This window comes from Flagellimonas sp. S3867, assembly GCF_014698935.1.
In the GTDB taxonomy this organism is placed as follows: domain Bacteria; phylum Bacteroidota; class Bacteroidia; order Flavobacteriales; family Flavobacteriaceae; genus Flagellimonas.
This window is the reverse complement of sequence record NZ_JACVMN010000001.1, coordinates 747,671-761,722: the sequence shown is the minus strand read 5'-3', so window position 1 is coordinate 761,722 and position 14,052 is coordinate 747,671. Positions and strand designations below refer to the sequence as shown.

Sequence of the window (14,052 nt, the reverse complement as noted above, 5' to 3'; positions counted from 1 at the left end):
TATGCCGGGATTTGAACTTTTTGGAAATAAAGAACGCGAACAAGTGCAAGAAGTGCTAGATACAGGAGTGTTGATGCGTTATGGTTTTGATGGAATGCGCAACGGACACTGGAAAGCCAAAGAATTGGAAGCTGAGCTTACAAAAAAAATGGATGTCAAACATACCCATTTGGTAAGTAGCGGAACAGCTGCGTTGACGGTAGCCTTGGCAAGCGCAGGAATTGGAGCAGGCGATGAGGTAATCATGCCCACATTTACCTTTGTGGCCAGTTTTGAATCCATTTTGGCCTTGGGAGCGGTTCCCATTTTGGTGGATGTAGATGATACACTCACTTTGGATCCAAATGCTGTTGAAAACGCAATAACGGATAGGACAAAGGTGGTGATGCCAGTTCATATGTGTGGTTCCATGGCTGATTTGGATGCTTTGCAAGCCATTTGCAAGAAGCATGGTCTATTGTTGCTTGAAGATGCGTGTCAGGCCATTGGGGGAAGTTACCAAGGAAAACCCTTGGGTAGCATTGGAGATTTAGGCTGTTTTTCTTTCGACTATGTAAAAACGATTACTTGTGGAGAAGGTGGAGCCGTAATTACCAATAACGAAAGCTATTATCAAAACACGCACAAATATTCCGACCATGGCCATGACCATTTGGGAAACGATAGGGGAGCAGAAAAACATCCTTTTTTAGGATACAATTTCAGGATATCTGAATTGAATGCAGCGGTGGGATTGGCCCAGATTGCACGCTTGGATGAATTTATAGCCATTCAGAAGAGAAACTATACTATTTTAAGGGATGCACTTTCCCAAATTCCAGAAGTAGTTTTTAGAAGGGTTCCGGATGGGGGCGAGGAGAACTATTCGTTCCTCAATTTCTTTCTTCCTTCGGAAGAAGCTGCACAAAAAGCACACGAAGCTCTTGGAGTAAATGGTGTCGACGGTTGTTTTTACTGGTACAATAACAGTTGGCATTATTACCGTAAATGGGAGCATCTTATTGCATCTAAATCGTTGGGTAAACTGCCAAAAGATGTGCTTGACACACTTCCGGATTATACAAAAGCCGATTTTTCTGCTTCGGATAAATGGGTGGGTCGAAACATTTCATGTTTGATTAAATTGGGCTGGGCGGAAGAAGAAGTCCATGAGCGAGCGAAAAAGATGATGGAGGCTATTAAACAAACACTCTAGTACGTCACATACTCCACAATTTCCAAACCATAACCAACCATCCCTACACGGCGGGTTTTTCCGGAATTGGTCAGTAATCTGATCTTGGAAATATCAAGATCATGAAGAATTTGAGCGCCAATACCAAAATCTTTGGCGTCCATATCAATTTTTGGAGCCTTCAGGATGCCCTGAGCCTGTAGCTTTTTCAATTCAGCCAGACGACCTAGTAGATTCATATGCTGGTTACCTTGGTTGATGAAAATCATGGCCCCTTTTTCTTCAGCATTGAGCGCATCGAACATTCTTCGCAATGTTTCATCAGGGGTATTGGTCAAAGTGCCTAGCATATCGTTATTGATCAAAGTTGAATTGATACGGGTAAGCACAGGTTCCCCAATTTTCCAAGTACCTTTTGTCAAAGCAATATGAACCTGGTCGTTGGTGGTTTGTTTGTAACCACGCAATCGGAAATCCCCAAAACGGGTTTTGATATCGAAAGCTTCTTTTCGCTCAATTAAGCTGTCATGCTCCATGCGATAAGCAATCAAATCCTCAATGGAAACAACCTTTAAATCAAATTTTTTGGCTACCTCTACGAGTTGGGGGAGTCGCGCCATTGTACCATCTTCGTTCATGATTTCAACGATGACCCCTGCAGGTTTTAAATCGGCCAAACGTGCAAAATCTATGGCAGCTTCTGTGTGTCCGGTTCGTCTCAAAACTCCACCTTCTTTGGCAATTAATGGAAATATGTGTCCAGGTCTGCCCAAATCATGGGGTTTGGTGTTGGGTTCTGTAAGGGCTATAACAGTTTTGGCTCTATCTGAGGCTGAAATTCCGGTAGTGACCCCATTTCCTCGTAAATCCACAGATACCGTGAATGCTGTTTCCAATGGGTCCGAATTGTGGGTAACCATTTTATGCAGTCCTAAATCCTCGCAGCGACCTTCGGTAAGTGGTGCACAGATAAGACCGCGGCCATGTTTAGCCATAAAATTGATGGTCTCCGGGGTGATCAACTCTGCAGCAGCCACAAAATCTCCTTCATTCTCGCGGTTTTCATCATCAACAACAATGATGACCTTGCCTTTTCTGATGTCTTCAATGGCATCTTCAATGGCGTTGAGTTTTATTTTTCCTTCTTTGTTAGCGGTCATTAATCTTCAGAATTGTTTTCTTTCTTTTTGAAAAGGTTTTTGATGCCATCAAATATATGCCCAAAACCTATAAGTCCTTTATCTGCCGTAGCCCTTCGGGTTAATGAAATACCCATTGGAAGCATGATCAACGTGGGTAACCAAGCTCCTAAAATAGGATGGATGTTTCCTTCTTTGGCATAGTTTCCGGCAAAAACCCCTAAAAAATAGTAGGTCAAAAATAAGATTATCGCTACCACCATAGGTAAACCAAGCCCACCTTTTCTGATAATGGCGCCCAGAGGCGCACCAACAAAAAACAGGACAATGCATGAAAAAGCCAATGCCCATTTTTTATGAAGTGACAAAATATGGCTTCGATAGAACTTAAATCGTTTTTGAAGCTCATCTTTTTTGGAAACGACACTGTTTTTGATTCCTGAAACCGAATTTTTGGCACTTTTAACCACTTGTGTCCGCTGCCATTTGGGCAGACTTCCAAGTAGGTCATCAACGGTTTTGATACTATCTCTTTTTTTGGGTTGTTGCTTTAACGCTTTGTTGGACTTGCGAATATCTGACGGTGCCTCCTTAAGACTATCTTTTTTGACAGGAACGGGAAATGCTCCCATTCGATTAGTGATGTTTTTGGAAAAGGCCTCAACTTTCTCAAGGTTGTTCTTGCCCAAGGAGTCAATATCCTTGATCAAACGCCCCACATTTTTCATCTTGTCCGTGGTAATGTTCCCATCTTCCTCAAGATCTTGGTTGTTGAGTTCTGAAATATCGATGTTTATGGTATAGGTTTCGAACTTGGATTTGGCAAATGGATGTTTCCGTTTCTCTTTGGAGCTTTTGGGTTTTAATTCCTCGTAATAGTTACCATCTTTTAAAACCAATTGAATAATATCAGATTCTTCGCTACTGATAAGTTCACCAGTTTTTGCCTTTATTACGGTATTGTTTATGCTCTGTTTTGTTTTCTTGTGAATGATCACATTGTCCAAAAAACGATCTTGTTCACCATATTTTTTGTCCACCTTAATGTTCATTCCCTCACCAGTACCTTCAAAATCACTAAAAACGCCTTCGGTGATAGCAGCTGCGGGTTTCACCTTCGCAATATTTCTTCGAAGGTTGAACATCTTTTGTTCCGATTTTGGTATCACATTATTGGCAAAGAAAAAAGTGACACCGCCTAAAAAGATGACATAAATAATCAAGCTGCGCATACCTCTTTGAAGCGATATACCTGAGGCTTTCATGGCCGCGAACTCATAATTTTCAGCAAAAGTACCAAAGGTAAGGATGGAGGAAAGCAGCACAGTAAGCGGTAGTACCTTGTCTACCAAGGTGGGAATAAAATAGAAGATGAACTTTCCGATGATGACTATGCCCAGACCTTTCCCTGCCAAATCATCAATAAAGAGCCAAATACCCTGAAAGATGAATATGACAATCAGGATAAAAAAGGCGCTAAAGAAGTTGTACAGAAATCGGGATAATATATACCGGTCTAGTATTTTCAATGCATTAGTTTCTTATGATGTAGTACCCTTTGTCTTCGTACTTTTTCGTGTTAAAGGTAAAAAGTGTACTTGAGAGGGGTTGGTTGGTTTTAAAAGAATTAACAGTTAAAGTGGTTTTTGTGCCATTTTCTCCTGTTTGAATTAGTTTGTAAATGTGCTTGGTCTGCATATCTATGCCCAAAAGAATAGATTTGATCTCTGCATTTGAATCAATAGGGGTCAACTTCACAAATTGAATTTTTCTTCCCCCTACATTTTGAAGAATATCCCATTGGTAATTATGTCCAGACCTATAAAAGGTCAACATTTTTGACGGTGTAACGGTATTATCATCTTCGGTAACATCTTCAATGGTCACTTCCTCATTTTCTGGAACAATGGTATAAACTTTTTTGCCATCGTTCAATTGTTGGGCACCCAGATAGTCCAACAAATATTTATCACCGCTCAAGGTCACATGTCCATTGGTGTCTTGTTTAATGTTGGCTTCGGTATTCTCCAATGAGGACTCAAAGTCAATGTAAATATTATCATAGCTGGTAGCTTTCCCATAAACCTCATCCAACAATGTTTTGGCTTTGGAAGAGTTTTGTCCGTATGAAAATAAGCCTAAGGCAAAAAGTCCAACAAAGAGTATATTTTTTTTAATCATGATTTTAGTTTCTTTCGTTTTCTAAAAGTTGTTCCAAGGCTAAAATGTCGGGCACCAAAACTTGACGTGCTTTACTCCCTTCAAAAGGGCCAACAATTCCAGCCGCCTCCAATTGATCAATAATTCGGCCAGCCCTGTTATATCCTAATTTTAATTTTCTTTGGATTAAAGATGCCGAACCTTGTTGAGCTGTTACAATAACTTCAGCTGCGTCACGGAACATGCTATCTCTATCCGCAATGTCATAATCAATCCCCGTGCCAGATTCTTCGCCAACATATTCTGGCAGCAGATGTGCATTGGGGTAGGCACGTTGTGAACCTATATATTCTGTTATTTTACCTACTTCCGGAGTATCTACAAAGGCGCATTGCAGTCGGGTAACGTCATTTCCTTGAGTAAATAGCATATCACCACGACCAATTAACTGGTCGGCGCCCTGAGCATCTAAAATGGTCCTTGAATCTATTTTCGAGGTAACCCTAAACGCGATTCGTGCCGGGAAGTTGGCTTTGATGATTCCGGTAATCACATTCACCGATGGTCGCTGTGTTGCAATAATCAAATGGATTCCAATGGCCCGGGCCAATTGTGCCAATCTGGCAATTGGGGTTTCGACTTCTTTGCCGGCGGTCATAATCAAATCGGCAAACTCATCGATAACCAAAACGATATACGGCAAAAATTTATGCCCATCGTTGGGATTGAGTTTTCTTGCCTTGAACTTGACATTGTATTCTTTGATATTTCGTACCATGGCTAGTTTTAACAACTCATAACGGTTGTCCATTTCAATACAGAGTGAATTCAATGTATGGATTACCTTGGTATTGTCCGTAATGATGGCGTCTTCTGAATCGGGAAGTTTGGCCAGAAAATGACGCTCTATTTTATTGTAGAGAGTAAGTTCCACCTTTTTAGGGTCTACCAAAATGAACTTGACCTCCGCTGGATGCTTTTTATATAGCAGGGAAGTAAGTACGGCATTCAACCCTACGGATTTTCCTTGACCTGTGGCACCCGCCATAAGCATGTGCGGCATTTTGGCCAAATCAACCACAAATGTTTCGTTGCTTATCGTTTTTCCAAAAGCGATGGGAAGTTCCATCTCGGCATTTTGAAATTTATTTGAGGCAATCACGGAACGCATGGAAACAATGGTTGCATTTTTATTGGGTACTTCTATACCAATTGTACCTTTTCCTGGAATTGGGGCTATTATTCGGATTCCCAATGCTGCCAATGAAAGGGCAATATCATCTTCCAGGTTTTTGATTTTGGAAATACGCACACCTGCTTCGGGCACAATTTCATACAATGTAACGGTAGGACCAATGGTGGCTTTGATCTGGGCAATGCCAATCTTATAGTTTTTGAGGGTACCAACAATCCGATTTTTATTTTCCTCAAGCTCTTCTTGGTTGATGGTAATTCCGCCAGTCGCTCCATGTTGATCCAAAAGATCCAATGAAGGAAATTTATAATTCCCTAATTCCAATTTTGGGTCAAACTCACCAAAATCCTTGACCAACTTAGCTGCTTTTACATCTTTTTCTTCTTTTTCCTCTGTGATTTTCTCAACCTTCAAATCGATGTCTGATTCTTCTTGTTGTGGCAAATTGACATCTAAACCAGCTTCAGTCTGTATTGGAGGAATATCTTTTTTATGGGTGTACGTGTCTACTGCAATCGGGGTGTCATTTTCAGTGCTCAATTCGATACTGCCATCTTCCGAAAGCACATCTGAGGTGGTTTCCTTTTTCTTAAGGTTGGGTGTCAATTGCTTTTTCTGGGAACGGAAAAACTTGGTTATTCCTTCGGGGGTGAAATTGAAAAGCCTTACCAAAATGACCATCAAAACAAATACAAGCAACAGGAACACCCCTATTTTTCCGGTGTAATCCTGAAGAAAATCATTCATTTCAAAACCAATCAATCCACCTAAAAGAGGCTGTTCGATTGCGAAAAACCCTAGGGCAATGGATGTCCAAATGATTCCGATTAATCCCCATATCCATTTGCTGATAAGTCCTTTGGTGTGCAATCCCAAAAACAGATAAAGGCCTGTTACGGCCAACAACAATGGAAATGCGAAAGAAGCCAATCCGAAGCCTTTATACATAAAAAAGTGACTTACACTTGCTCCGAATTTATTCAGCAGGTTGCTTGCCTGGGCGTTTCTGTCATTAAATTCTGAAAGAATGCTCTGATCTTCTTGCCAAGTGAAATAATAGGACATGAAAGAGAAAAACAAAGCAATGCTTAGAACAATCAGCAAACTACCAAGAATGATCTTGTTTTGTTTGGAGAGTCTAAATGAAAATCCTTTTTTGGCGGGTGTAGGTTTTTTGGATTTAGTCCTTTTTTTTGCCATTCATCTGCTAATATGGGGGCTAATTTACAAATTTACGATACTTGGGACACGTCTGGATGTTACTTATACCAATTTTGGGATATAAATGATTAGGCCAATGATGCTTGCAATGATCGAAACAATCATTACGGCACCGGCCGAAACATCTTTTATAAAACCAATTTTAGGGTCTTTTTCTGGTTGGATATAATCGGCAATTTTTTCAATAGCGGTATTTAATCCTTCAATGCCCATGACCATGCCTATGGCCAAAAGCTGCACTATCCATTCGGTTTTTGAGATTTCAAAATAGAACCCAGCTCCAGTCATTAGCAAAGCGATTACAAATTGAATCTTAATGCTGGCTTCGGTGCGTAACAAAAGGAACAATCCCTTAACGGCATAACCGATACTTCGTATTCTATTTGTAAGAAATGATTCCTTAGGCATCCATCAAGGCTTCCAAAGCAGCTTTGTAATTAGGTTCATCACCAGTTTCAGCCACTTGTTCTGTGTAAAGTACTTTTCCATCTTTTCCAATGACCACTACCGATCTTGAAAGTAATGACTGAAAAGCGCTATTTGCAAAAGTTACACCGTAGGCATTTCCAAATTCTCCTGTTTTATAATCAGAGAGCATATCTACATTTTCTATTCCTTCTGCCCCACAAAACCTCTTTTGCGCAAATGGAAGGTCTTTAGAAATACATAAGACTTTGGTGTCTGCCAATTCAGCAGCTTCCTCATTGAACTGTCTTACAGATTGGGCGCAAGTGCCTGTATCTACACTTGGAAATATGTTTAAGACCAATTTGTTTCCTGAGTAATCGGAAATTGAAACTTCGGATAGGTCTGATTTTGTCAAAGTGAATCCAGGAGCCGTTGTGCCTTTGGCAGGGAGTTCGCCAATTGTATTTGCAGGGCTTCCGCCCAAAGTTATTGATGCCATTAGTGTCTTGATTAATTTAGCTGTGAAGGTAAAAATATTAATGCTGAATGAAATACATTCTGCAAAATATTTAACCAGATTTTAAGTGTAATCCTAAGCTGCTGTTGGCGAAGCCAATTGTTTGATTTTTATCCTCAAAGCAGCAAATAGCAATGTCATGAACGGACTTAACCAATTAAAAATGGCATATACGAAGTATTCGGCCACACTAACGCCCAAAACGCCACTGTGGTATGCTCCGCAGGTATTCCATGGGACCAAGACAGAGGTAACGGTTCCAGAATCTTCTAGTGTCCGGCTAAGATTCTCAGGTGCTAGACCTCGGTCTTTATATGCTTTCGAAAACATTTTACCTGGAACCACCAGCGCCAAATATTGATCGGAAGCGGTAACGTTTAATGCCAAACAGCTTCCCACGGTACTGGCAAAAAGTCCAAAAGTGGTTTTTGCCATTTTCAGTAATGATTCGGTAATGCGTTCAAGCGCACCAATACCATCCATAATTCCACCAAAAACCATGGCACAAACAATGAGCCAGATGGTACCCAACATTCCAGCCATACCTCCGGAAGAAAATAAATCGTTTAAGGCGGGGTCTGGTGTTGCGATAGATGTATCAACGGTAATCGCATTCAAAATTCCTTTATAACTAGATTCAAAATCCAAAGAACTTCCTCCACCTAAGGTAGTGACTACCTCTGGTTGAAAAATAAGAGCGAAAACCCCACCTAAAAGTGTTCCAATCAACAAAGCCAATAGTGGCGGAGCTTTTTTTACAATCATAAAAATAACTGCCAATGGAACTATGAAAAGCCATCCATTGATATTGAAAGCGGTGCTGATGTTATTGAGGATAGATTCGGTATCTGCAACTCCTGAGGTATCAATGGTGAATCCAAGTATAATGAAAACAATAAGGGTAACGGTAATGGTTGGAATGGTGGTAAATGCCATATATCTAATATGGGAAAACAATTCTCCACCCGCCATTGCAGGTGCCAGATTGGTCGTATCACTCAAAGGGGACATTTTATCTCCGAAATAGGCTCCGGAAAGCACAGCGCCAGCCGTCATTCCCAAGGAGACCCCAAGTGCCTCGCCAATACCAATAAGAGCTATTCCGACCGTTGCAGCTGTGGTCCAACTACTTCCTGTTGCTATGGATATAATAGCACAAATGATAACACAAGCAGGTAAAAATATGGTTGGGTTCAATATTTGGAGCCCGTAGTAGATCATAGCAGGAATTATTCCGCTGATCAGCCACGTACCCGCCAATGCACCTACCATTAACAGAATGAGCAGAGCTCCAGTTGTGGAACGTACATTTTCGGCCACTTCGGAAATCATTTGTTTATAGGAAACCTTGTTAAAAAATCCAACAATTGCTGCAACTGCACCACCAAGCAACAAAATAAACTGATTGGAACCGCTTAAAGCATCATCTCCAAAAACATAAACATTGTAGGCCAACATTCCTACCAGGGCAAAAACCGGAATCAGTGCTTCCCAAATACTTAAATCTTTATTTTCTACAATATGTTCATCTTGTCTGTACTTGGGTTTTTCCTCCTTTGTTGGCATGAAATCTGGTTTTGTTTGAAGGTAATATTACAACTTTGAGACCTGTTCTCCAAACCAATAATTTAGACGTATTAGACCAAAGCGGTGTTATTTTCCAAGATTCCTAAACGTTCCATGCAAGAACGCATATGTAAATATGTTTTGTAAATATCATTGTCCAGACCAATTGAAAATCGAATAAGTCCTTGTGAGAGTCCTAACTGTTCTTGTTCTTCCATCGGAATCTCAGAAGATGTGGATGTGCCAGGTGCACTGAACAGTGTTTTGTAAAATCCTAAGCTTACCGCCAAGTATCCCAGTCTTTCTTTTTGCATTAATTCCATTAATGCGTTTGCCTTGTCCAACGAACCAACATCCAAAGTCATCAATCCACCAAAACCGTATTCCGGGTTCATTTGGGATTTCATGACTTCATGCCCAGGGTGACTTTTTAATCCGGGATATACTACCCGCAATCCATCTTTTTCAAAAGCATTGGCCAAGGATTGTGCATTTTCGCTATGCTTTTTAATGCGAATATGTAGCGTTCTCATGTTTTTGAGAATGGAAGCTGCCCTTAAACTGTCTAAAGTACTCCCTAGCAGCATTCCGGCTCCATCATTTACATCTTTTAAGCTTAGGCAGAATTCGGAAGAGGCACAAACTGCCCCTGCAACACAATCGCTGCTTCCATTGATGAATTTGGTAAGGCTATGTACCACAATATCAGCACCCAGTTTTGCTGCATTGATGCTTAAAGGTGAAAAGGTATTGTCAACTACAAGTGGAATCCCATGTTTTTTGGCCAGCTTGGACAGTGATTGAATATGGGCCACCTCGAGTAGGGGATTGCTTATTGCTTCGCAATAGATCATCTTGGTTTTGGAAGTGATAGATTGCTCAACTTCCTCTAAGTCGGTAATGTCCACAAAAGAGGTTGAAATGTTGAACTTCTTCATGAAGTTTTTCAAAAACGCATAGGTTCCCCCATAAATAGTTCTACTGCATACAATGTGTTCATCTCTATTGCATAGTTGAAAAATAACAGAACTAATCGCTCCCATGCCACTGGCATATACATTGGCGGCCTCTGTACCCTCCAATTGCGCCATAGCCTCGCCCAAATAGAGATTGGAGGGAGAAGAATGCCTGCTATACAGATAGCAGCCTTCGGTATTGCCCTCAAAGGTATCGAACATGGTCTTTGCGGAAAGGAATGTATAAGTGGATGAATCGGAAATGGAAGGATTTACCCCGCCAAATTCCCCAAAATATTGAAGATCCTGTATTTGCTCTGATGCTTTATAGTCCATTGGAATAATTTTTATCAAATTTCCGATTGTAAAGCATAATAATCAATATAAATATCAATTTTTAGAATTAATGACTATTATTAGTCTAAATTTAGATTTTTGTTCTAGTTTTGAATTTATAGACCTGTTAAACCTGAAAATCTATCAGTATGCAATTGGATGAAATTGATAAACTATTGGTGAAATTATTGCAAGAAGATTGCAAAAAAACTACAAAACAATATGCAGACAGCCTTGGTTTTTCCAAAACTGCCGTGTATGAGCGGATTCGTCGTCTAGAACGAACAGGGATTGTCACCAACTATGTCGCATTAATAGATAAAGAGAAGGTACAGCGCAACTTTACCGTGCTATGTCATATTCGTTTGGTACAACATACCAAGGAAAATGTACTGCGTTTTGAACGGGAGGTTTTAAAACTTAATGAAGTTTCCGAATGCTTCCATGTAAGTGGGGATTACGATTATATCCTAAAGGTAAATGTTGGAGACATGAAAGAGTATCGTGAATTTATGGTCGCCAAGCTCACCGCGATCAGCAATATTGGTAGTACGCAAAGTTCTTTTTCCATTCGGGAAGTGAAAAGCAGCCCCTCAGTCCATATTTAGCAAAGTTTAACGTAAATCCGTGTTAAAAAGATGTTTGCTTTGAATGAATCTTTCTAATTTTTCATTACCAAAAAACGAACAACAATCAAAAAACGTCTTTTAACCAATGAGCTCCCGTACGCGAATTTTGCTAACGGTGACAGCAACCATAATAGGGGGATTATCCCTTTTGCTGTACACTACTTTATCCCAAGAAATTTTATTGGGCGGTCTTAGTTTTTGCACTTCCTCCAACATCGAATTGGCTTTTGGCGGCTTGGCCACTTTTAGTTCAGCTGTGGTTGCAGGGTTTCTGGCATCACTGATAGTGGTGCGCGACAATTATTGGCCACATTTTGCTATTTCACTATTTATCATGGGCAAAATGTCGTTTGCAGTGCTCTGCGGTCAATGGAGCGGTCCATTTTGGTTTGAATCTGGGTTGCATCTTTCTCTTTTGGCCGGCCTTTGGTTGGGCTACTACGGGGCCAATAAATTTCCACTGGCTCCTATTTAGACTTTAAATGGAGTTGAGATAAGAGGCCATTTGGTTTCTTAGCTTTTGGTCGGGCATCTTACCAAGTCCAGCTTTCATATTGTCTATCATATGATGCGGTTTGGATGTCCCTGGAATAACGCAGGTGACATTTTTATTGGAAAGGATAAATTTTAGAAAATACTGCCCCCAACTGTTTATATCGTTTTCCTGTGCCCATGGCGGCAATGATTTCCCTTTTACTCGGCGGAACAAAGAACCACTTTCGTAAGGCTGATTAACCAAAGTGGCGACATCGTATTTTTTAGCAGTATTGAACAAAGAATCCTCTGCATGTCTTGATCGTATCGAATAATTGAATTGAACAAAATCTGGACCTTCTGATTTTATGATTTTCTCAAGCGAACCGTGGGCAGAATTTACATAATGCGTAATGCCCCAATATTTAATTTTCCCCTCTTCTTTCCATGTTTTAAGTGTTTTTACATGGGTTTTCCAATCGACCAAATTGTGAATTTGCATTAAATCCAGCTTTCTTCTTTGCATTTTACGCATAGATGCTTCCATCTGTCTAATTCCCGCTTGTTTCCCCGATGTCCAGACCTTTGTGGCATAAAAAAGCTGATTTTGAAATACAAGATTGCTTGTAAGGTCCCCAACCACCTTTTCAGAAGATGCATACATGGGTGATGAGTCGATAACACTTCCACCAAAACGGTTCATTTCTGCAAGCACTTTGCTTAAAAGCTTCCGCTTTTCTATGGAATTTCCGACATCAAAAGTCTGCCAAGTTCCAAGCCCGATAATTGGCAATGGTTCTCCCGTTGATGGAATATTTCTTGTATGAATTTTTTCCAAAGCCATCAGTGAATTTGGGATAGGATTTAAAGAAAGACCAAGACCACCCATTATGGATAGTTTTAATACTTCCCTACGGTTAAATGTTGTTTTCATGAATCTTGTTGTTTAAAGTTAGGTTTTTCTCCTTTTTAAATTGTTGTTTTCCAAGGCTATGGCCAACAAAACTCCATATAAAAGCAAGGGGTATAGCCAGAAAAGCTATTGCACCAAGTCCCCATCCAATAGCTACAAGTCCCGCGAATAACCATCCTACCAATGCATCACCACCACGGTAGATTGCGGTATCTATAAAATTTTTGGCCTTGTATTTCTCTTCCAAGGAAGTTACCGTGTATAGAATCTCGCGGGATGGACGGAGCAGTATAAAATTACCAGACCGGTGGATGACCATTAAAGCTGCTATCACCCAAAGGGATGAACTTGTGCCAAGAAAGAGCAGTCCCAATCCCATTAAAAAAGGAATGGAGGCAAGTACTTTGGCCAATCCAAATCTTTGGATAATGCTCCCAGTTAACAAAAGCTGGCCTATTATCGCAATTGTGTTTACGGTAAAATCAATATTGGAAAAATAACTTATACGCTGACCCTGTTGCCCCAATGTATCCTCTACAATGTGTGCTTGTTCAAAATAGAGCACCGTGGAAATTGTGGTGTACAACAAGATAAAAATCACAATAGAAATTAGGTACCTTGATTTTGCAATATTCCTAATTCCCGCAAAAAGCTTTATAATACTGAGAGTTTTAGCCGTTGTGATTTTAGAGCTATAATCGCTACGTGATAAGGCAAGAATTATAAAAATGCAACAAAGTGCTAAAAAAAGAAACAAGGCCGCCACAAGTAAAAGAGTGCTAATAAGGGAGTGCTTACTCAGATAATTGGCAATCAAGGGACCGGTCAATGCACCCAAACTGCCACCACCTGCAATTATGCCAAAAAAGCGTTTGGAAGTTGGTCCGGTAAATACATCCGCCATAAAACTCCAAAACAATGAAACCACAAAAAGATTGAAAACACTTAACCAGATAAAAAAGGCAATAGCTACAGGCTTGGTAATTCCAACGGTTTCAAATAGAATGTAGAATATAAAAATATTAGATACAAAGAAGGAGTAAGACAGAATCAAGACCCTTTTAATAGAAGTTTTGGCCATTAACAACGCAAAAATGGGAACGATACAAAGCATGGCCACAAAGGTTCCGGTAAACAACCACTGCATATTCATAGCTCCGTTTACAATCCCCATTTCATCGCGGAGCGGTCTCAAAATAAAATAAGAGCATAACAAACAAAAGAAATATAGGAAGGAACAGGACACCAATTTTGTTGGTTGGGTGTTTAACTGTTGAAATTTTTGCCGTGGAAAAATGTCAAAAATGTTTTTCATAGAAAATTTGCGCCCTAGTGTTCTTACGAATATGGGCACTGCAATTTTC

At 40.3% G+C, this 14,052-nt stretch carries 13 protein-coding genes; 3 read left to right on the top strand and 10 right to left on the bottom strand.

The genetic code is table 11. The features are described from left to right. The first annotated feature begins 1 nt into the window (after nucleotide 1). Entirely contained in the window at nucleotides 2–1,195 is a 1,194-nt protein-coding gene (locus IAG46_RS03370) for a DegT/DnrJ/EryC1/StrS aminotransferase family protein (protein ID WP_190808906.1), read from the top strand. On the opposite strand, the gene ribB is transcribed toward IAG46_RS03370, so the two are convergent. The 8 genes from ribB to IAG46_RS03330 form a co-directional block, all read right to left on the bottom strand. Then, nucleotides 1,192–2,334, bottom strand: coding sequence for a 3,4-dihydroxy-2-butanone-4-phosphate synthase (gene ribB, locus IAG46_RS03365; protein ID WP_190808905.1), 1,143 nt, complete (start codon nucleotides 2,332–2,334; stop codon nucleotides 1,192–1,194). The genes IAG46_RS03370 and ribB overlap by 4 nt on opposite strands. Further along, nucleotides 2,334–3,842 (bottom strand): LptF/LptG family permease, encoded by a 1,509-nt coding sequence (locus IAG46_RS03360; RefSeq protein WP_190808904.1) that lies wholly within the window; start codon nucleotides 3,840–3,842, stop codon nucleotides 2,334–2,336. The genes ribB and IAG46_RS03360 overlap by 1 nt, the downstream gene beginning before the upstream one ends. Nucleotides 3,843–3,846: 4 nt before the next feature. Then, nucleotides 3,847–4,494, bottom strand: coding sequence for an outer membrane lipoprotein carrier protein LolA (locus IAG46_RS03355; protein WP_190808903.1), 648 nt, complete (start codon nucleotides 4,492–4,494; stop codon nucleotides 3,847–3,849). 4 nt (nucleotides 4,495–4,498) lie between these two features. Further along, nucleotides 4,499–6,868 (bottom strand): DNA translocase FtsK, encoded by a 2,370-nt coding sequence (locus IAG46_RS03350; RefSeq protein WP_190808902.1) that lies wholly within the window; start codon nucleotides 6,866–6,868, stop codon nucleotides 4,499–4,501. A gap of 63 nt (nucleotides 6,869–6,931) precedes the next feature. Further along, the gene (locus IAG46_RS03345; RefSeq protein ID WP_190808901.1) at nucleotides 6,932–7,297 is read right to left on the bottom strand and encodes a diacylglycerol kinase family protein; all 366 of its coding nucleotides are present in this window, start codon (nucleotides 7,295–7,297) and stop codon (nucleotides 6,932–6,934) included. Continuing rightward, nucleotides 7,290–7,796 carry a thiol peroxidase gene (gene tpx, locus IAG46_RS03340; protein WP_190808900.1) on the bottom strand — a complete coding sequence of 169 codons (507 nt, stop codon included), beginning with the start codon at nucleotides 7,794–7,796 and terminating at the stop codon, nucleotides 7,290–7,292. Before tpx ends, IAG46_RS03345 begins: the two co-directional genes overlap by 8 nt. Nucleotides 7,797–7,889: 93 nt before the next feature. Beyond that, on the bottom strand, nucleotides 7,890–9,380 hold the full coding sequence (gene nhaC / locus IAG46_RS03335) for a Na+/H+ antiporter NhaC (protein WP_190808899.1): 1,491 nt from the start codon (nucleotides 9,378–9,380) through the stop codon (nucleotides 7,890–7,892). A gap of 71 nt (nucleotides 9,381–9,451) precedes the next feature. Continuing rightward, entirely contained in the window at nucleotides 9,452–10,672 is a 1,221-nt protein-coding gene (locus IAG46_RS03330; protein WP_190808898.1) for an aminotransferase class I/II-fold pyridoxal phosphate-dependent enzyme, read from the bottom strand. Nucleotides 10,673–10,821: 149 nt separating this feature from the next. Between IAG46_RS03330 and IAG46_RS03325 the strand changes: the two genes are divergently transcribed. Continuing rightward, nucleotides 10,822–11,280 (top strand): Lrp/AsnC family transcriptional regulator, encoded by a 459-nt coding sequence (locus IAG46_RS03325; RefSeq protein ID WP_190808897.1) that lies wholly within the window; start codon nucleotides 10,822–10,824, stop codon nucleotides 11,278–11,280. 106 nt (nucleotides 11,281–11,386) lie between these two features. After that, nucleotides 11,387–11,776 carry a hypothetical protein gene (locus tag IAG46_RS03320; protein WP_190808896.1) on the top strand — a complete coding sequence of 130 codons (390 nt, stop codon included), beginning with the start codon at nucleotides 11,387–11,389 and terminating at the stop codon, nucleotides 11,774–11,776. A gap of 3 nt (nucleotides 11,777–11,779) precedes the next feature. Here the strand turns inward: IAG46_RS03320 and IAG46_RS03315 are convergent, their stop codons facing one another. Continuing rightward, on the bottom strand, nucleotides 11,780–12,709 hold the full coding sequence (locus IAG46_RS03315; RefSeq protein ID WP_190808895.1) for an aldo/keto reductase: 930 nt from the start codon (nucleotides 12,707–12,709) through the stop codon (nucleotides 11,780–11,782). Next, nucleotides 12,693–14,003, bottom strand: a complete 1,311-nt coding sequence (locus IAG46_RS03310; RefSeq protein ID WP_190808894.1) for an NTP/NDP exchange transporter — start codon at nucleotides 14,001–14,003, stop codon at nucleotides 12,693–12,695. Before IAG46_RS03310 ends, IAG46_RS03315 begins: the two co-directional genes overlap by 17 nt. Nucleotides 14,004–14,052: the final 49 nt, after the last annotated feature.

Coding starts and splice junctions, on each gene's coding strand:
- IAG46_RS03370 (WP_190808906.1), top strand. CDS start 2: ATGCCGGGATTTGAACTTTTTGGAAATAAAGAACGCGAACAAGTGCAA.
- IAG46_RS03320 (WP_190808896.1), top strand. CDS start 11,387: ATGAGCTCCCGTACGCGAATTTTGCTAACGGTGACAGCAACCATAATA.
- IAG46_RS03355 (WP_190808903.1), bottom strand. CDS start 4,494: ATGATTAAAAAAAATATACTCTTTGTTGGACTTTTTGCCTTAGGCTTA.
- IAG46_RS03310 (WP_190808894.1), bottom strand. CDS start 14,003: ATGAAAAACATTTTTGACATTTTTCCACGGCAAAAATTTCAACAGTTA.
- ribB (WP_190808905.1), bottom strand. CDS start 2,334: ATGACCGCTAACAAAGAAGGAAAAATAAAACTCAACGCCATTGAAGAT.
- IAG46_RS03330 (WP_190808898.1), bottom strand. CDS start 10,672: ATGGACTATAAAGCATCAGAGCAAATACAGGATCTTCAATATTTTGGG.
- nhaC (WP_190808899.1), bottom strand. CDS start 9,380: ATGCCAACAAAGGAGGAAAAACCCAAGTACAGACAAGATGAACATATT.
- IAG46_RS03325 (WP_190808897.1), top strand. CDS start 10,822: ATGCAATTGGATGAAATTGATAAACTATTGGTGAAATTATTGCAAGAA.
- IAG46_RS03350 (WP_190808902.1), bottom strand. CDS start 6,868: ATGGCAAAAAAAAGGACTAAATCCAAAAAACCTACACCCGCCAAAAAA.
- IAG46_RS03315 (WP_190808895.1), bottom strand. CDS start 12,709: ATGAAAACAACATTTAACCGTAGGGAAGTATTAAAACTATCCATAATG.
- IAG46_RS03345 (WP_190808901.1), bottom strand. CDS start 7,297: ATGCCTAAGGAATCATTTCTTACAAATAGAATACGAAGTATCGGTTAT.
- tpx (WP_190808900.1), bottom strand. CDS start 7,796: ATGGCATCAATAACTTTGGGCGGAAGCCCTGCAAATACAATTGGCGAA.